This window comes from Candidatus Macondimonas diazotrophica (assembly GCF_004684205.1).
Taxonomy (GTDB): Bacteria; Pseudomonadota; Gammaproteobacteria; order UBA5335; family UBA5335; genus Macondimonas; species Macondimonas diazotrophica.
On sequence record NZ_SRIO01000001.1, the window covers coordinates 14,902 to 29,061 of the forward strand.

A 14,160-nucleotide genomic window follows, 5' to 3' on the forward strand; every position below is an offset into this window, starting at 1 on the left:
ACCACAGATCAACGGAAGCACATGTCGCCAGGAAGGACTTGACCCGTTCGATATCACGGAAATACCACCGTCTTGTTGCCATGCACCAGCACACGATCCTGCACGTGGTAACGCAGTCCCCGAGCCAAAACGGCGCGCTCCACATCTCGACCCAACGCCACCATGCGTTCGACCGAATCGCCATGATGCACCCGCATCACGTCCTGCTCGATGATCGGTCCGGCATCGAGCTCCTCGGTCACATAATGGCAGGTCGCGCCAATGATCTTGACGCCGCGTTCATAGGCCTGCCGGTACGGATTGGCGCCGACGAAAGAAGGCAGAAAGCTGTGATGGATATTGATGATGCGATGGGGCAGGCGAGCGCACAGATCGGCGGGAAGAATCTGCATGTAGCGGGCGAGCACCATAACATCGGCGCGATAGTCCTGGAATAGCTGCTCGATTCGAGCGAACGCATCCGCTCGACCCTCCGGAGTGACCGGTACATGATGGTAAGGCAGGCCGATCCGCTCAACGTCGGCGCGCAGATCATCGTGATTGGAGACCACACCCACCAGCTCGAAGATGAAGTCGCGGCGGCGCCAGCGATAGAGCAGATCAGCCAGACAATGATCCTGCCGACTCACCAGGACCAAAACCCGGCAAGGCGTCGCCGAGGACGACACCGTCCAGTCCATCCCGAAACGTTGAGCCAACGGCCGCAGCGACTGCTCGAAGCCGGCCTTGCCGAACGGCAGATCCGAAGCCGCAATCTCATAGCGCATGAAAAAATGACCCGTCAGGGGATCGGAATGCTGACTGGCTTCGGTGATACTGGCGCCGTGCTCGGCGATCAATCCGCTGATCGCTGCAATGATGCCGACCTGGTCCGGGCAACTGGCCTTAAGGGTGAACGTTGTGGCCATAGTCGCTACCGGCTAAGAGAAGGCTTTGTGGCATCGCAAGCACTCGCGTGATGTCAGAATCATTGCCTCATTCCGCCGTCACGGGTGGATTCCCTGTGGGTCCTTGCGACCACTGTTTGCTGGCCCTGACCCCGATTGAATGCCGTCAGACCGGCCCGATAGAGCTCTTTGGCGTGCTCGACCTCGTCCAGCTGCACCAGCAACTCGGCGAATTCCTGATAGGTCAGTGGATCCGGCGCAGCGGCAAGCGCCGCCTCATAGTACTGGCGCGCCTTGCCCCAGATTCGCTCATGTCGGCACTGACGGGCCGCGGCCCGGAGCAACACCGCCTGCTCCCCGTACTGTCCGATCCAGGACTGGATCTGTTCCAGTTGCCGGGCACGTTCGCCCGTATGAAGCTGACCGTACAGATCCGCCAATTCTTCCGACCAGTGGGCCCTCAAATGCTGCTCGATCACATCCACAGCCTGGGCAATCTGGCGCAGGGCCATGAGGCCCCGCACGAATGCCAGAACCAGCGGGGTTTCGTGCCGCAGGTCGCGACCCGCATCTTTCCAGGCCGCTTCCAGCGCACCCACGTCGCCACGATCAGCCGCTATCGCCATGGAAGCACCAAAGACCTGAATCTCCAACTGGCGCTGCGCCTCGGCAGAAAGCGCGCCGAAGTCACGCAGCCTGGGCAGCAAGCCGCGCAGCGCACTCCAGTCACGCCGGGCCTTGTGGCATTCCACCAACAGCTGAAGCCGCCGCGCCTCGACCGCTGGGTCATCCAGCATGGAGAGTGTCGCCAGCGCCTGTTCGTCACGATGGTCCTCGAGTTGCATCTCGGCCTGCGCAATCAATACGGCCGACTGCCCGGACGGCTCTGCTTCAAATGCCTGGTGAAGATAGCGGTCGCGCCGATCGTACGCCTGCTGTCGATGGGCCGCCCGCGCCGCCAGAAGGTAATGCAGTCCCGGCGCATCGGACTCGGCATTCTTGACCAGCGCTTTCTCCGCAAAGGGATAGCGGCCACTCTGCAAGTCCAATAGCGCCGCGTGCAGCGCTGCGCGTGCACGCGCAGCCCGCCGGTGGTTGCGCCGCAACCGCACCCACCGCGGCAATCGCCAAACCCCGGCAAGCAGACGCCAGACCAGCCACAGCAAAAGCAACACCGCGCCCAGAAGAATGACGAAGAAAATCAACGACGTCTCGACCGTCCAGCCGTGCCAGGCCATCAGGACATAGCCATTGTCATCCTGTAACAGCAGGCCCGCCGCAGTGCCCAGCCCCAGAAGCGCCAGCAGCAACACGGCCCATTTCATGGCATCACCATCTCGGCTTCCAAGGTTCGCAATTGAGCCAGCGAGCCACTCAGATCGGGCCGCTTTGGATCAATCGGCATTTCGCGCAACGCTTCCAGTTGCTCCCGCGCGGATCGCACTTCGGGATCCGCCACGTCGAAATAAGTCGACAGACTGCCCAATGCACTGTCCAGTTCACGGCGGAATGTATCAGCATCGCGCTGCAGCAGTGCCAGCCGAGCCGCCTGCAGCTGCAAGATGGTGTGTAAGCGCTGAAGTCGCTCGAGTTCGGGTGAGACCAGCGCAGCGATCGGCTCTTCGTTGCGCCGAATTTCGATCAACTGTCGCATCGCGGCCAGAAACTGTCCCCAGAGCTCGGCGGGGCGGGACGCCTGTTCTGCCTGCGGTGGGTTGGCCGCCCAATGGCTGGGAACATGGTGACGCAACGGCCACTGCTCCACCCCTGCCGCCAGTGTGGAAAGCTGCAGCGAGATGCCCGGGACATCCACCGTGGGCAACGCACGCAACATCGCCATCTCCCGGGCCAGTGTCTCCCGGACCGGCAGGAAACGCGGGTCCCCCAAAACTTCCAGGTTCTTGTCAGCCAGCCACAGCGCACGCAGGGCCGCCGGCGCATCGCCGCGTAGCTGGAGGGCCTGATTCGCCATCTGCATCAGGTAAAGCGCTTCCGCCCGATACCACGCCGGGCGTCCCTGTCGCAGCAGCTCCAACACCGGCTCGACCTGCCGTGCCGTCGCTCGCGCTTGCTCTTGGGTCGAATCGAGCTCGGTCTGCAACACTGTCAGGCGCCGCTCCAGTTCCGTGGCCGGCATTTGCGCAGCGCGTGTCTCGGCCAGCCGGGTACGAACCTCATCGAGCCGGTCCCCGAAAGCCGCGCGAATGCTGTTGATATCGTCGACTTGCTGCCAGAGCAGGGCGATGGCAACAATCATGCCGAACAGGATCGCCAGACGAATCAACCGCACCAAGAACGCCCAGATACGGGACGGACGCCGAACGGGTTCGGCCCCGGTCGGCGGGGAGACCATAGGTGCGGGTTCAGACATGACAACTTCCTTATGTAGGCAATGTCGGCGGTTTGTGGGGATGAAGCCGCTGCGCCCAGCGCGTCAGGGTCCTCATCAGCCCCGCTTCATCCGCGATCGCTCTGAGCGGCGGACCGAACTCCATATTTTGGGCTTGTTTTACCATAGCCTCACTCACGACCACCACTTGTGCACTGCGCAACTGCTGTCGTATTGCGCCGTCCGGTACCAGTTCAAAGAGATTGCTCAACGCCTCGGGGCTGGTGAAGACGAGAATATCCGGGCCACGGGGATGCGTGAGTCGCTGGACCACCACATTCCGGTCGATCTGCGGACATTGACGCCGATAGACCGGCACATAGGTCACGTCGGCGCCGCGTTGCCGCAGGGTATCGCCCAACAGCACCCGGCCATTTTCGCCTCGCACGATCATGACCCGCTGCCCCGCCATGTCGGACAGAGCTGCCTGTGCCAGCAAGCCCTCGCTACGGTAGTCCTCACCCGGGGGTACCAGATCCGGCGACCGGCCAGCGTGCGTCAGTGCCGCAGCAGTAGCCGCGCCGATGGCCGCGATCCGGCCGGTGGCGCGCCGCAGCAGGTGGGGCATGAGCGACGCGGCATGAGCCACCGCGTTGGCACTGGTGAAGACAAGCCAGTCCGCTTGCAGCCCGCTCTCCAATTGTCGCCGAGCCGCGGGTCGATCCATGACCGGCGTGATTTCCAAGGTGGGCAGTCGCACGGCCACCCCGCCAGCTGCAGCGATCCGGCGACACAAGCCCTCCGCCTGGTGCGCCGGCCGCGTCACCAGGATGCGCAAACCGGCCAGCGGTAGCGCCTCGGTCATTGGGGGTGCAGTTCCCATTCGCGCAGCAGCCGATCGGCACCGCACTGCAGCAGGGTTTCGGCAACCTCACGCCCGATTTGCTCAGCTGCGCTCACCGGCCCGCTGCTGCGCGCACGCACCGGCTCATCGCCCCCGCGTGCACCCACCAGCGCCTCGAGCTCCAGGATATCGCCCACCACGCGCGCGTGGCCCGCGATGGGCACCTGACAGCCGCCGCCCAGTCGCGCATTGAGGGCACGCTCCGCCGTAACGCGTTGCCGGGAGGGTACGTGATCGAGCGGCGCCAATAGCGCGTGCAGCGCGTCGTCATGGGTACGACACTCGATCCCGATCACACCCTGCCCCACCGCCGGAAGACTGACTGACGGGTCGAGCCGTTCGCTGATCCGGTCCGCCAGACCGAGCCGATCGAGCCCGGCGGCGGCCAGTACGATCGCATCGAACACGCCGCTGTCGAGCTTCCCCAGGCGCGTCCCGACGTTGCCACGCAGGAAATCGAAGTTCAGATCCGGGCGCTGCGCCCGCAGCTGACATTGGCGCCGCAAACTGGACGTACCGATCCGCGCGCCGGCCGGCAAACCTGCCCAACCGCCGGTGCCGCGGCTAACCAATGCATCGCGCGGGTCAGCACTTTCCAGCATCACCGCCAAGCCGAGGCCATCGGGTAGTTCAGCGGGCACATCCTTCATGGAATGCACAGCAAGATCGGCCACCTCGTCCAACAGGGCCTGCTCCAGCTCCTTGATGAACAGCCCCTTGCCGCCGATCTTGGCCAACGGGACGTCCAGAATCTTGTCGCCCTGGGTTTTGATCGGCACCAGACGGACGGCTTGTCCCGGATGGACACTCTTCACCTGCTCGGCAACATGTTGGGCCTGCCAAAGGGCCAATGGACTGCGGCGGGTAGCAATTCGCAAGACACGATCGGACATGCCCGGGATCCTGATTCAAGGCTAAAGACTTTTCATCCTAGAATCCCAGACCACCATGCCGCAATGGCCGAACTCAGATGATCGAGCCCTCCAGCACCTGACGCACGAGCGTCAGATGTCGCCGGCTCACCATGATCGATTCCGGGCAGTCCTTGAGCATCAACCAGTAGCGAACGCCTCGCCGATGCAGCGCTTCGACATAGGGAATCGCGACCAATGCGTTGCGATGCGCGCGAACGAACCGGCCTGAAAATTCCGCCTCCAGACGCGCCAGGGAATCCTCGATGAGAAATTCCCCCTCCGGACTACGCACAGTCACATATTTCTGTTCAGCCTTGAAATAGCGAATCTGCTCGACGGCCACCACGCGCACCACGCCACCCAGCCGGGTGCGCAGATGGCTGCGCGGCGAACGGTTATCGATCACGCGTTCGGACATACAGTTACCTCCTCGTTCCGCCAGGCGTGCAAACGCCTGGACGAGGCGCTCGCGGCGAACCGGCTTGAGGAGATAGTCCGATGCCTGCACCTCGAAGGCGGCAAGCGCGTGGTTCGGGTAGGCGGTCACGAAGATCACAGCCGGCGGCATCGGCAGGGCAGCCAGCAGACGGGCCGTCTGGAGACCATCGATGGACGGCATGCGGATATCGAGCAGTACCACATCCACGGCATGGTGTTCGCAGAGTGCCACTGCCTGCATGCCGTTCTCCGCCTGCCCGACTACTCGGTGTCCCGGCAGTTCGGCGATCAACTGGGCCAAGCGAAGCCGAGCCAGCGCCTCATCATCCACAATGAGGATGTTCATGCGGATTCCCCTTTGCTGATCGGCGCCTTGCTCAGATAGGGAAAAGCCAATGTCACCTCACAGGTGTGTTCAGTTTGCCGGAGCTCAAGGCGGGCCTTGGCGCCGAAGCTCAACGCCAGACGCTGGCGCGTATTGGACATGGCCAAGCCATGCCCGGGACCGGCATCCCCGCAGCGGGGATAGCACAGACACAAGATGATCATGTCGTGATCCAATCGCCCCTGCAGATGGATCGTGCCGCCTTCGCGACACGTTTCGATGCCATGACAGATGGCGTTTTCCACCAGCGGCTGCAGCGTCAGGGCCGGCAGCAATGCCGCCTCCGGCACGTTGCCCAATGACCATTCCACCCGTAATCGAGTTCCCAAGCGGAGACGTTCCAGATCCAGATAGTGAAGGCACAGCGATACCTCATCGGCCAGAGTCACGAAGCTGCCTTGCTGGCCCAGGCTTGCACGAAACAGATCGGCCAGGTTCTCGAGTGCCGTTTCCGCCAGGCGAGGCTGTCCACGAATCAGGGCGGCGATGGTATTCAGTGTGTTGAACAGGAAATGGGGGCGGATACGCGCCTGCAGGGCATCGATCCGCAATCGCAGCTCGTCATGCACACGCTGGGTCAGTGCATGCTGAAGATAGAGGTAACGCAATCCCACGCCCGTCAGTAATGCCGCAATGAGCGCCGGGCGCGCGGCGTGTTCAACCGTGCAGGCCCGGCCGAGAAGATCGCCCAACAAACAGCCACTCAGCACTGCCACCGCATATGCCGTGCCGGCCACCAGCGCCAGAATCGCCGATGTGGCGAACGCCGGCCGCCATCGCGCCAGATGCGGCCGCAACGCACACAGCAAGATGCTGCTCGAGAGCGCAACCGCCTGGACGTAAAGTGAAACCCGGCTCAGTTGCAACCAAAAGTCCACCGGAGACATCACCAGCGTCAACACGCAGGCCAATATCTGCATGCTGAGCACGAGCGCCAGCACCACCCGCAGATCGCACAGATCGGGCAAAAAAAATGTATCCGGCACTCGCATCGAAACGAGCGTAGCGCGGCTGGCCAGTGATGTCGGAAGTCTGCCTGTCATGATGCGGCGTCGATTCGGCCCGATATAATCGGCCTTATCGGCAGCGATGCAGCGGCTTTGACATCCGCGCGAATCGCCTATTCATTGCATTTCGAACTGGAGCCGGCATGAGTGATTCCCCATCTTCCGCCAAACCGTGGGGCGGACGTTTTTCCGAAGGCACCGATGCGTTCGTCGAGGCCTTCACCGCATCGGTTGGTTTCGATCACCGGCTCTATCGGCAGGACATCGCCGGCTCCATTGCCCATGCGCGCATGCTGGCCCGGATTGAGGTGCTCACGGCCACCGAGTGCGCGCAAATCGTCGAGGGGCTCGAGGCCATCCGCGCGGAGATCGAGGCGGGCCGTTTCGAATGGTCGGTCGCCCTGGAAGATGTGCACATGAACATCGAGGCCCGCCTTGTCGCCCGCATCGGTGAGGCGGGAAAGAAACTGCATACCGGTCGGTCACGCAACGACCAAGTGGCAACGGACATCCGCCTCTATCTGCGCGACGCCATCGACGCCTTGACCGCGGAGCTGAATCGCCTGCAGACCGGCCTGCTCGATCTGGCCGAGCGCGAAGCGGATACTCTGATGCCGGGCTTCACTCACCTGCAGGTTGCCCAGCCGGTCACCTTCGGTCATCACCTCATGGCGTGGTACGCCATGCTGAGCCGGGACCGGGAACGGCTCGCCGACTGCCGCCGGCGCGTGAATGTCCTGCCGCTCGGCTCGGCCGCGCTGGCGGGCACGGTCTATCCGCTGGATCGCCATTTCGTGGCCGACCAGTTGGGCTTCGAGGCGATCAGCGAGAACTCCCTGGATGCGGTGAGCGATCGCGATTTCGCCATCGAGTTCAGTGCGGCCGCCAGCCTGATCTTGATGCACCTGTCGCGTTTTTCCGAAGAACTGGTGATCTGGTCCAGTGCCCAGTTCGATTTCATCGAACTGCCCGACCGCTTCTGCACCGGCTCGTCCATCATGCCGCAGAAGAAAAACCCCGACGTGCCCGAGCTGGTGCGCGGCAAGACCGGGCGTGTCTACGGCCATCTGATGGGCCTGCTGACGCTGATGAAGGCGCAGCCGCTGGCCTACAACAAGGACAACCAGGAAGACAAGGAACCGCTTTTCGATACGGTCGACACCCTGGCCGGATGCCTCAGGGCTTTTGCCGACATGGTCCCGGCGCTGCAGGTCAAGCGCGACCAATGCCGTGAAAGCGCGCGACGCGGTTTTGCCACGGCGACCGATTTAGCGGATTATCTGGTCCGCAAGGGCATCCCGTTCCGGGACGCGCACGAAATCGTCGGCAAGGCTGTGGCACTCGGCATCCGTGAGGGCCGCGACCTCTCGGCGCTGAGCCTCAACGAACTGCAATCGTTCAGTCCATTGATCGAGGCCGATGTCTATGACGTGCTGACCCTGGAGGGATCGGTCGCCGCGCGCCGTAGCCATGGAGGCACAGCACCCGAACAAGTCCGCGCCGCCATTGGTCGCGCTCGGCGAGATCAACAACATTCCTGAAGGCCATTCAGGCCACGACTGTCCGCATTGGGGGTATTCAGATGAATCGGAAGGTCTTGATCGGCGCATCATTACTGCTGGTTAGCAGCATGGCGCATGCCCAGGCACCCGGATACGACTATGTCGATCTCAGCTACCGCTTCCTCGACCGCGGCGGGGCGGAGACCCTCGACGATGAGTTTGATGGCCCTGCGATCCGCTTGTCCTTGGGCATCACCGAGCAGTTTTACGGCATCATCGAGAATACCTACCTGGAAGCCGATGATACCGACGTGGATTTCTCCGATCTGCTGGTCGGTGGTGGCTATCGGCAATCCCTGGCGCCCGACATGGACTTCATCGCCGAAGCCGCCTGGGTCCGCCGCGATGTGGATACCCCGAACCGCTTTGAAGATGGCAAGGACGACGGCTTCCAGCTTGGTGCGGGCGTGCGCTACCTGGCAACGGAGCTGCTCGAGTTGAATGTCGCCGCGCTTTATCGGGCTGGGCTGCTGGATGACAACGAAGCCATCCTCCGCGCCGGCGGTGTATGGTCGGTCTATGGCCCGCTGGGCGTGCAGGGCGGCGCCTCGCTGAGCGACGATTCGGCGGTCTACGACCTGGGATTGCGCGTCTCGTTCTGAGCGCCCCGAACCCAGATCGGCCGCACCCACCACCATGCCTCCCGGCACCGGACTCCGGGAGGCGGTGCGTTGTTCGTCCATCCTGACAACGGACCTGGGAACAAGCGACAAGAACCAAGCAAGCACCCACGCGCGAAGAAACCCCCTCCTTACATTCTGAAAATCAGATCAATAACTAAAAAACAATCAACTGTATTAATTGAAGACAATGACCTATCGTGATGCTGTGCTCACGCAACACCAGAAGGTCATACCATGTCGAAGCAATCCAAGTGCCCATTTCATGCCGCGCCCGGCAGCCGCACCACGGTCGGCGCCCAGGCCAATGCCAACTGGTGGCCCGATCGGCTGAATCTGAAGATCCTCTCCCAGCATTCGGCCAAGTCCAACCCGATGGAGCCGGGTTTCGACTACGCCGAGGCGTTCAAGACGCTCGACCTGGCCGCGGTCAAGCAGGACCTGCGCGCCCTCATGACCGACTCACAGGACTGGTGGCCGGCCGACTGGGGCCACTACGGCGGCCTGTTCATCCGCATGGCCTGGCACAGCGCCGGCACCTACCGCATCGCCGACGGCCGCGGCGGCGCCGCCACGGGTAACCAGCGTTTCGCGCCGATCAACAGCTGGCCGGACAACGGCAACCTGGACAAGGCCCGCCGGCTGCTGTGGCCGATCAAGAAAAAATACGGCAGCACGCTGTCGTGGGCGGACCTGATGATTCTCGCCGGCAATGTGGCGCTGGAATCCATGGGCTTCAAGACCTTCGGTTTCGGCGGCGGGCGCGAGGACATCTGGGAGCCGGAGGACGACATCTACTGGGGCGCCGAAGCCGAGTGGCTGGCCACCTCCGACAAGCCGAACAGCCGCTACTCCGGCGAGCGCGACCTGGACAACCCGCTGGCCGCGGTGCAGATGGGCCTGATCTACGTGAACCCCGAAGGCCCGGACGGCAACCCCGACCCGGTCGCCTCCGGCCGTGACGTGCGGGAAACCTTCGCCCGCATGGCCATGAACGACGAGGAAACGGTGGCGCTGACCGCCGGCGGCCACACCTTCGGCAAGGCGCATGGTGCGGGCGACCCGTCCCTGGTCGGACCGGAACCGGAAGCCGCCCCGCTCGAACAGATGGGTTTCGGCTGGAAGAACCGCCTGGGCAGCGGCACGGGCGTGCACACCACCACGAGTGGCATCGAGGGCGCCTGGAAGCCGAACCCGACCCGCTGGGACAACGGGTACTTCGACATGTTGTTCGGCTATGAGTGGGAACTGGTCAAGAGCCCGGCCGGCGCGCACCAGTGGCGGGCCAAGGACGTGAAACCGGAGCACATGATTCCGGACGCCCACGACCCGTCCAAGAAACACGCGCCGATGATGACCACGGCGGACCTGTCGCTGCGCTTCGACCCCATCTACGAGCCGATCTCGCGACGCTTCCATCAGGATCCGCAGGCCTTCGCCGACGCCTTCGCCCGCGCCTGGTTCAAGCTCACCCACCGCGACATGGGACCGCGCGTACGCTACCTGGGGCCCGAAGTGCCGGCCGAGGAGCTGATCTGGCAGGACCCGGTGCCGGCCGTGGATCACCCGCTGGTCGACGCGCAGGACATCGCGGCACTCAAGGCCGAAATCCTGGCCAGCGGCCTGAGCGTGGCGCAACTGGTGGGCACGGCCTGGGCCTCGGCGGCCACCTACCGCGACTCGGACAAGCGCGGCGGCGCCAACGGCGCGCGCATCCGCCTGGCGCCGCAAAAGGACTGGGCGGCGCACCAGCCGGCCGAACTGGCCACCGTGCTCGGCACGCTCGAACGCATCCAGCAGGCGTTCAACGGCATGCACAGCGGCGGCACGCAGGTGTCGCTGGCGGACCTGATCGTGCTCGGCGGTTGCGCCGCCGTGGAGCAAGCCGCGCGGGCTGCCGGGCACGCGGTCGAGGTGCCCTTCTCGCCCGGTCGGACCGACGCCACGCAGGAACAGACTGACGTCGAGTCGTTCGCGCCACTGGAGCCGGTGGCCGACGGGTTCCGCAACTACCTCAAGGACGGTGTCAGAACACCGGCCGAGCACCTGTTGCTGGACCGCAGCCAGCTGCTGACCCTCTCCGCGCCGGAAATGACCGTGCTGGTCGGCGGCATGCGGGCGCTGGGCGCCAACGCCGGCCAGTCGCGCCACGGCGTGCTGACCGAGCGGCCCGGCACCTTGACCAACGACTTCTTCGTCAACCTGCTCGACATGGGCGTGGAATGGCAGCCGGCCGGCGATGGCCTGTACGAGGGGCGTGACCGCGCCTCGGGCGCGCTCAAGTGGACCGGCACGCGGGTGGACCTGGTGTTCGGTTCGAACTCGGAGCTGCGGGCCCTGGCCGAGGTCTACGCAAGCGACGATGCGGCCGAGAAGTTCGTCAACGACTTCGTTGCCGCCTGGACGCGGGTGATGAACCTGGACCGCTTCGACCTGGACTGATTCGGAACCCCCCTGCCCGGCCGGTCACACGACCGGCCGGGTTTCTTCGGACTGTGCGTTCAGCCGCATCGCCCGCAGGAATTCCTGCGCGGCCGGACCGAGCGCATCGGCATTGCGGAAGTTGAGGTAGAACGTCATGTCTCGCCGGCGGCCCTGATCCAGCGGCAGGGGTCGCAGGCGGCCCGCCGTCAGATGCTCGCGAATCGCCGTTTCGGGAAGCCAGGCAAAGCCGAAACCCGACACGACGAGCCGAATCGAGGTCCCCAGGTGATTCACCGTCCAACGCTGTTCGGCGCCCAGCCAGCCTGAATCCAGCCGCTTCCCGCTCCCCGAATCACGCAGCACGATCTGGCGGGCGCGAATCAAATCTTCACGTTTGAGCGGGACTTCCCGTTGAAACAAGGCATGATCCGGACTGGCCACCGCCACGAAAGTGGCCGATCCAACGGCTTCGTTGAGGGCGCCAGGCAGAATCTCAGGACCGATGGCAATGTCTGCCTCGTCTTGCATCAGCATGCTGATGGCCCCACTGAGCACCGTTTCGTGAAATTCCAGGCGGATCACCGGATGGGCATGCATCAGCTCGTCAATCACCGCATAGAGGTGTTCCGGCGGATAGGCCTGATCGATCGCAAGCCGCAAACGGGTTTCCACGCCACCGCTCAGCGCCTCGGCAACCTGCTGAACGTCGTCCGCCTCGCCGAGCAGATGACGCACCCGACGCAGCAAGACCTGACCTTTGGGCGTCAGCACACTCTGGCGTCCGTGAACCGTGAACAGCGCCATGCCCAACTGCTCCTCCAGCTTTTGAACCGCGTGATGGACTGAGCTGGGCGTCTTGAACACAGCCTCCGCGGCCTGCTGATAGCTGCCGTGATCGGCCAGCGCGCGAAACATGCGCAGTTGCTCCAGAGTCGCCTTGAGCATATCGATTCCTTGGGTGCGACACGCACCGATCATTTCAAAATATAAAACGATTCTTGCTGAAACTTTCAATTTTTTGAATGCGCTCGGCTTGCTACCGTTGTTCCACCCGGACTTCCCTGAATACGCTCGACGGAGGGCGCCATGACCAACCCGCTCAATATCCTGGCCATATCCGGCAGCTTGCGTTCGGCCTCGCTCAACACGGCCGCCTTGCGCGCGGCGCAGGAACTGGCACCGGGCGACGTTCGCATTCATCTGGCCACGCTTGCCGATATTCCGCACTACAATCAGGACGTTCATGATGTCGGACTACCCGACGCAGTGACCCGTCTGGCCCGCCAGATCGGCGAATCGGACGCGTTGCTGTTTGCCACGCCGGAATACAACTATTCGATTCCCGGCATCCTGCAGGCCGCCATTGACTGGATATCGCGCCTGCAACCGAATCCCTTGGCCGACAAGCCGGCGGCGGTCCTGTCAGCCAGTCCGAGCGTCCTCGGCGGCGCCCGGGCACAATACGATCTGCGTCGGGTCCTGATCTATTCGAACGTGCATTTCATAAACCAACCCGAGGTGATGATCGGGGCCGCCCAGACCCGTTTCGACGCCGACGGCCGACTGATCGATGCCGATACGCGGCAACGGCTCGCCCGCCTCGTGGAAGCACTGGCCGCATGGGCCCGGCGCATCAACCCGCATCGATGACGCTTGCAGCACGATCCGGAGCACCCGCATGACGAACCGGTCAAGTGATTTCATTCAGGATTGCGTGATCACCTCGGGCTGCGTCGCCGTCGAGCGACTCATCCAGCCCCGCGACCAGGATCTCGGCGGTTTTTCGGTACGCCGGCTGCTGCCGGCCGTGGGTTGTCGGCGGATCGGCCCCTGGGTTTTTCTGGACCATCTGGGGCCCGCGCATTTTCCGGCCGGCCAGGGCATCGATGTACGGCCGCATCCGCACATCCATCTGGCCACGGTCACCTATCTGTTCGCCGGCGAAATGCTCCACCGCGACTCGCTGGGCAACCGCATCGCGATCCAGCCGGGTGCGATCAACCTGATGGTGGCCGGCCGCGGCATCGTGCACTCCGAACGCGAACGGCCGGAAGTCACGGCGGTCGCGCACACCCTGCATGGCCTACAGCTGTGGCTCGCCCTACCGGAAGCGGACGAGGACCGCGAGCCCGCCTTTCATCATTATCCGGCTTCCCGGATCCCATCCGTGGTCGTCGATGGCGTGCCAATTCGCCTGATGATGGGCTCGGCCTTCGGTATCACTTCTCCGGTGCAAACCTTTGCCCGGACCGTATATCTGGAAGCGCACCTCAAGCGCGGACAGCGACTTGCCCTGCCCGATGCGACAGAACGGGCGATCTATGTCGTTCAAGGCCGGCTGACTGCAGCCACCACGACGATCCCAGAGCACACTCTGGCGGTCTTGCACCCTGCGCCGGATCTGATTCTGGAGGCCTTTGAGGAGACGCATCTGATCTTAATCGGCGGGGAACCGGTGGGTCATCGATTCATGGATTGGAACTTCGTCTCCAGCAGCCAAGCGCGTATCGCGCAAGCCAAGGCAGACTGGCAGGCCGGCCGGTTTCCCGTCATCCCTGATGACCACGAGGAATTCATTCCGTTGCCGGGAACGCACTAAGCAGGCGACCCGCTTCGCCCGTGAGACACCAGCGGCCGTCGAAATCCTGAGTCACTTGCCGCACCCGACTCATGGCGAGCGCCCAAAGCCC

13 protein-coding genes are annotated in these 14,160 nt (G+C 63.6%); 5 read left to right on the top strand and 8 right to left on the bottom strand.

Annotated features, from left to right (window positions below; translation table 11 throughout):
- Positions 1 to 53: 53 nt before the first annotated feature.
- The 7 genes from purU to E4680_RS00115 all read right to left on the bottom strand — a co-directional run bounded on the left by purU (position 54) and on the right by E4680_RS00115 (position 6,825).
- A complete protein-coding gene (gene purU / locus E4680_RS00085; protein ID WP_135280344.1) occupies positions 54 to 908 on the bottom strand; it encodes a formyltetrahydrofolate deformylase in 855 nt (284 codons plus the stop codon).
- Between the two features lie 59 nt (positions 909 to 967).
- Positions 968 to 2,212, bottom strand: a complete 1,245-nt coding sequence (locus E4680_RS00090) for a heme biosynthesis HemY N-terminal domain-containing protein (protein WP_135280345.1) — start codon at positions 2,210 to 2,212, stop codon at positions 968 to 970.
- On the bottom strand, positions 2,209 to 3,258 hold the full coding sequence (locus E4680_RS00095) for a uroporphyrinogen-III C-methyltransferase (protein WP_135280346.1): 1,050 nt from the start codon (positions 3,256 to 3,258) through the stop codon (positions 2,209 to 2,211). Before E4680_RS00095 ends, E4680_RS00090 begins: the two co-directional genes overlap by 4 nt.
- A 10-nt stretch (positions 3,259 to 3,268) precedes the next feature.
- Positions 3,269 to 4,081: a uroporphyrinogen-III synthase gene (locus E4680_RS00100; protein ID WP_167792290.1), complete on the bottom strand. Its 813-nt coding sequence runs from the start codon at positions 4,079 to 4,081 to the stop codon at positions 3,269 to 3,271.
- A complete protein-coding gene (gene hemC / locus E4680_RS00105; protein WP_135280348.1) occupies positions 4,078 to 5,013 on the bottom strand; it encodes a hydroxymethylbilane synthase in 936 nt (311 codons plus the stop codon). The genes E4680_RS00100 and hemC overlap by 4 nt, the downstream gene beginning before the upstream one ends.
- A 73-nt stretch (positions 5,014 to 5,086) precedes the next feature.
- The gene (locus tag E4680_RS00110) at positions 5,087 to 5,818 is read right to left on the bottom strand and encodes a LytR/AlgR family response regulator transcription factor (RefSeq protein WP_135280349.1); all 732 of its coding nucleotides are present in this window, start codon (positions 5,816 to 5,818) and stop codon (positions 5,087 to 5,089) included.
- Positions 5,815 to 6,825, bottom strand: coding sequence for a sensor histidine kinase (locus E4680_RS00115; protein ID WP_167792291.1), 1,011 nt, complete (start codon positions 6,823 to 6,825; stop codon positions 5,815 to 5,817). Before E4680_RS00115 ends, E4680_RS00110 begins: the two co-directional genes overlap by 4 nt.
- A 182-nt stretch (positions 6,826 to 7,007) precedes the next feature.
- On the opposite strand from E4680_RS00115, the gene argH reads away from it, so the two are divergent.
- From argH to katG, 3 genes are all read left to right on the top strand, one after another.
- Positions 7,008 to 8,405: an argininosuccinate lyase gene (argH, locus tag E4680_RS00120; RefSeq protein ID WP_135280351.1), complete on the top strand. Its 1,398-nt coding sequence runs from the start codon at positions 7,008 to 7,010 to the stop codon at positions 8,403 to 8,405.
- Between the two features lie 41 nt (positions 8,406 to 8,446).
- The gene (locus E4680_RS00125; RefSeq protein WP_135280352.1) at positions 8,447 to 9,028 is read left to right on the top strand and encodes a hypothetical protein; all 582 of its coding nucleotides are present in this window, start codon (positions 8,447 to 8,449) and stop codon (positions 9,026 to 9,028) included.
- Positions 9,029 to 9,283: 255 nt separating this feature from the next.
- Positions 9,284 to 11,488: a catalase/peroxidase HPI gene (katG, locus tag E4680_RS00130; protein WP_135280353.1), complete on the top strand. Its 2,205-nt coding sequence runs from the start codon at positions 9,284 to 9,286 to the stop codon at positions 11,486 to 11,488.
- Positions 11,489 to 11,512: 24 nt separating this feature from the next.
- On the opposite strand, the gene E4680_RS00135 is transcribed toward katG, so the two are convergent.
- Complete coding sequence (locus tag E4680_RS00135) at positions 11,513 to 12,415, bottom strand: LysR family transcriptional regulator (RefSeq protein ID WP_167792292.1); 903 nt, start codon at positions 12,413 to 12,415, stop codon at positions 11,513 to 11,515.
- Between the two features lie 141 nt (positions 12,416 to 12,556).
- Between E4680_RS00135 and E4680_RS00140 the strand changes: the two genes are divergently transcribed.
- A complete protein-coding gene (locus E4680_RS00140) occupies positions 12,557 to 13,120 on the top strand; it encodes an NADPH-dependent FMN reductase (protein WP_135280355.1) in 564 nt (187 codons plus the stop codon).
- A gap of 28 nt (positions 13,121 to 13,148) precedes the next feature.
- Positions 13,149 to 14,069 carry a pirin family protein gene (locus tag E4680_RS00145; protein ID WP_135280356.1) on the top strand — a complete coding sequence of 307 codons (921 nt, stop codon included), beginning with the start codon at positions 13,149 to 13,151 and terminating at the stop codon, positions 14,067 to 14,069.
- Positions 14,070 to 14,160 lie beyond the last annotated feature (91 nt).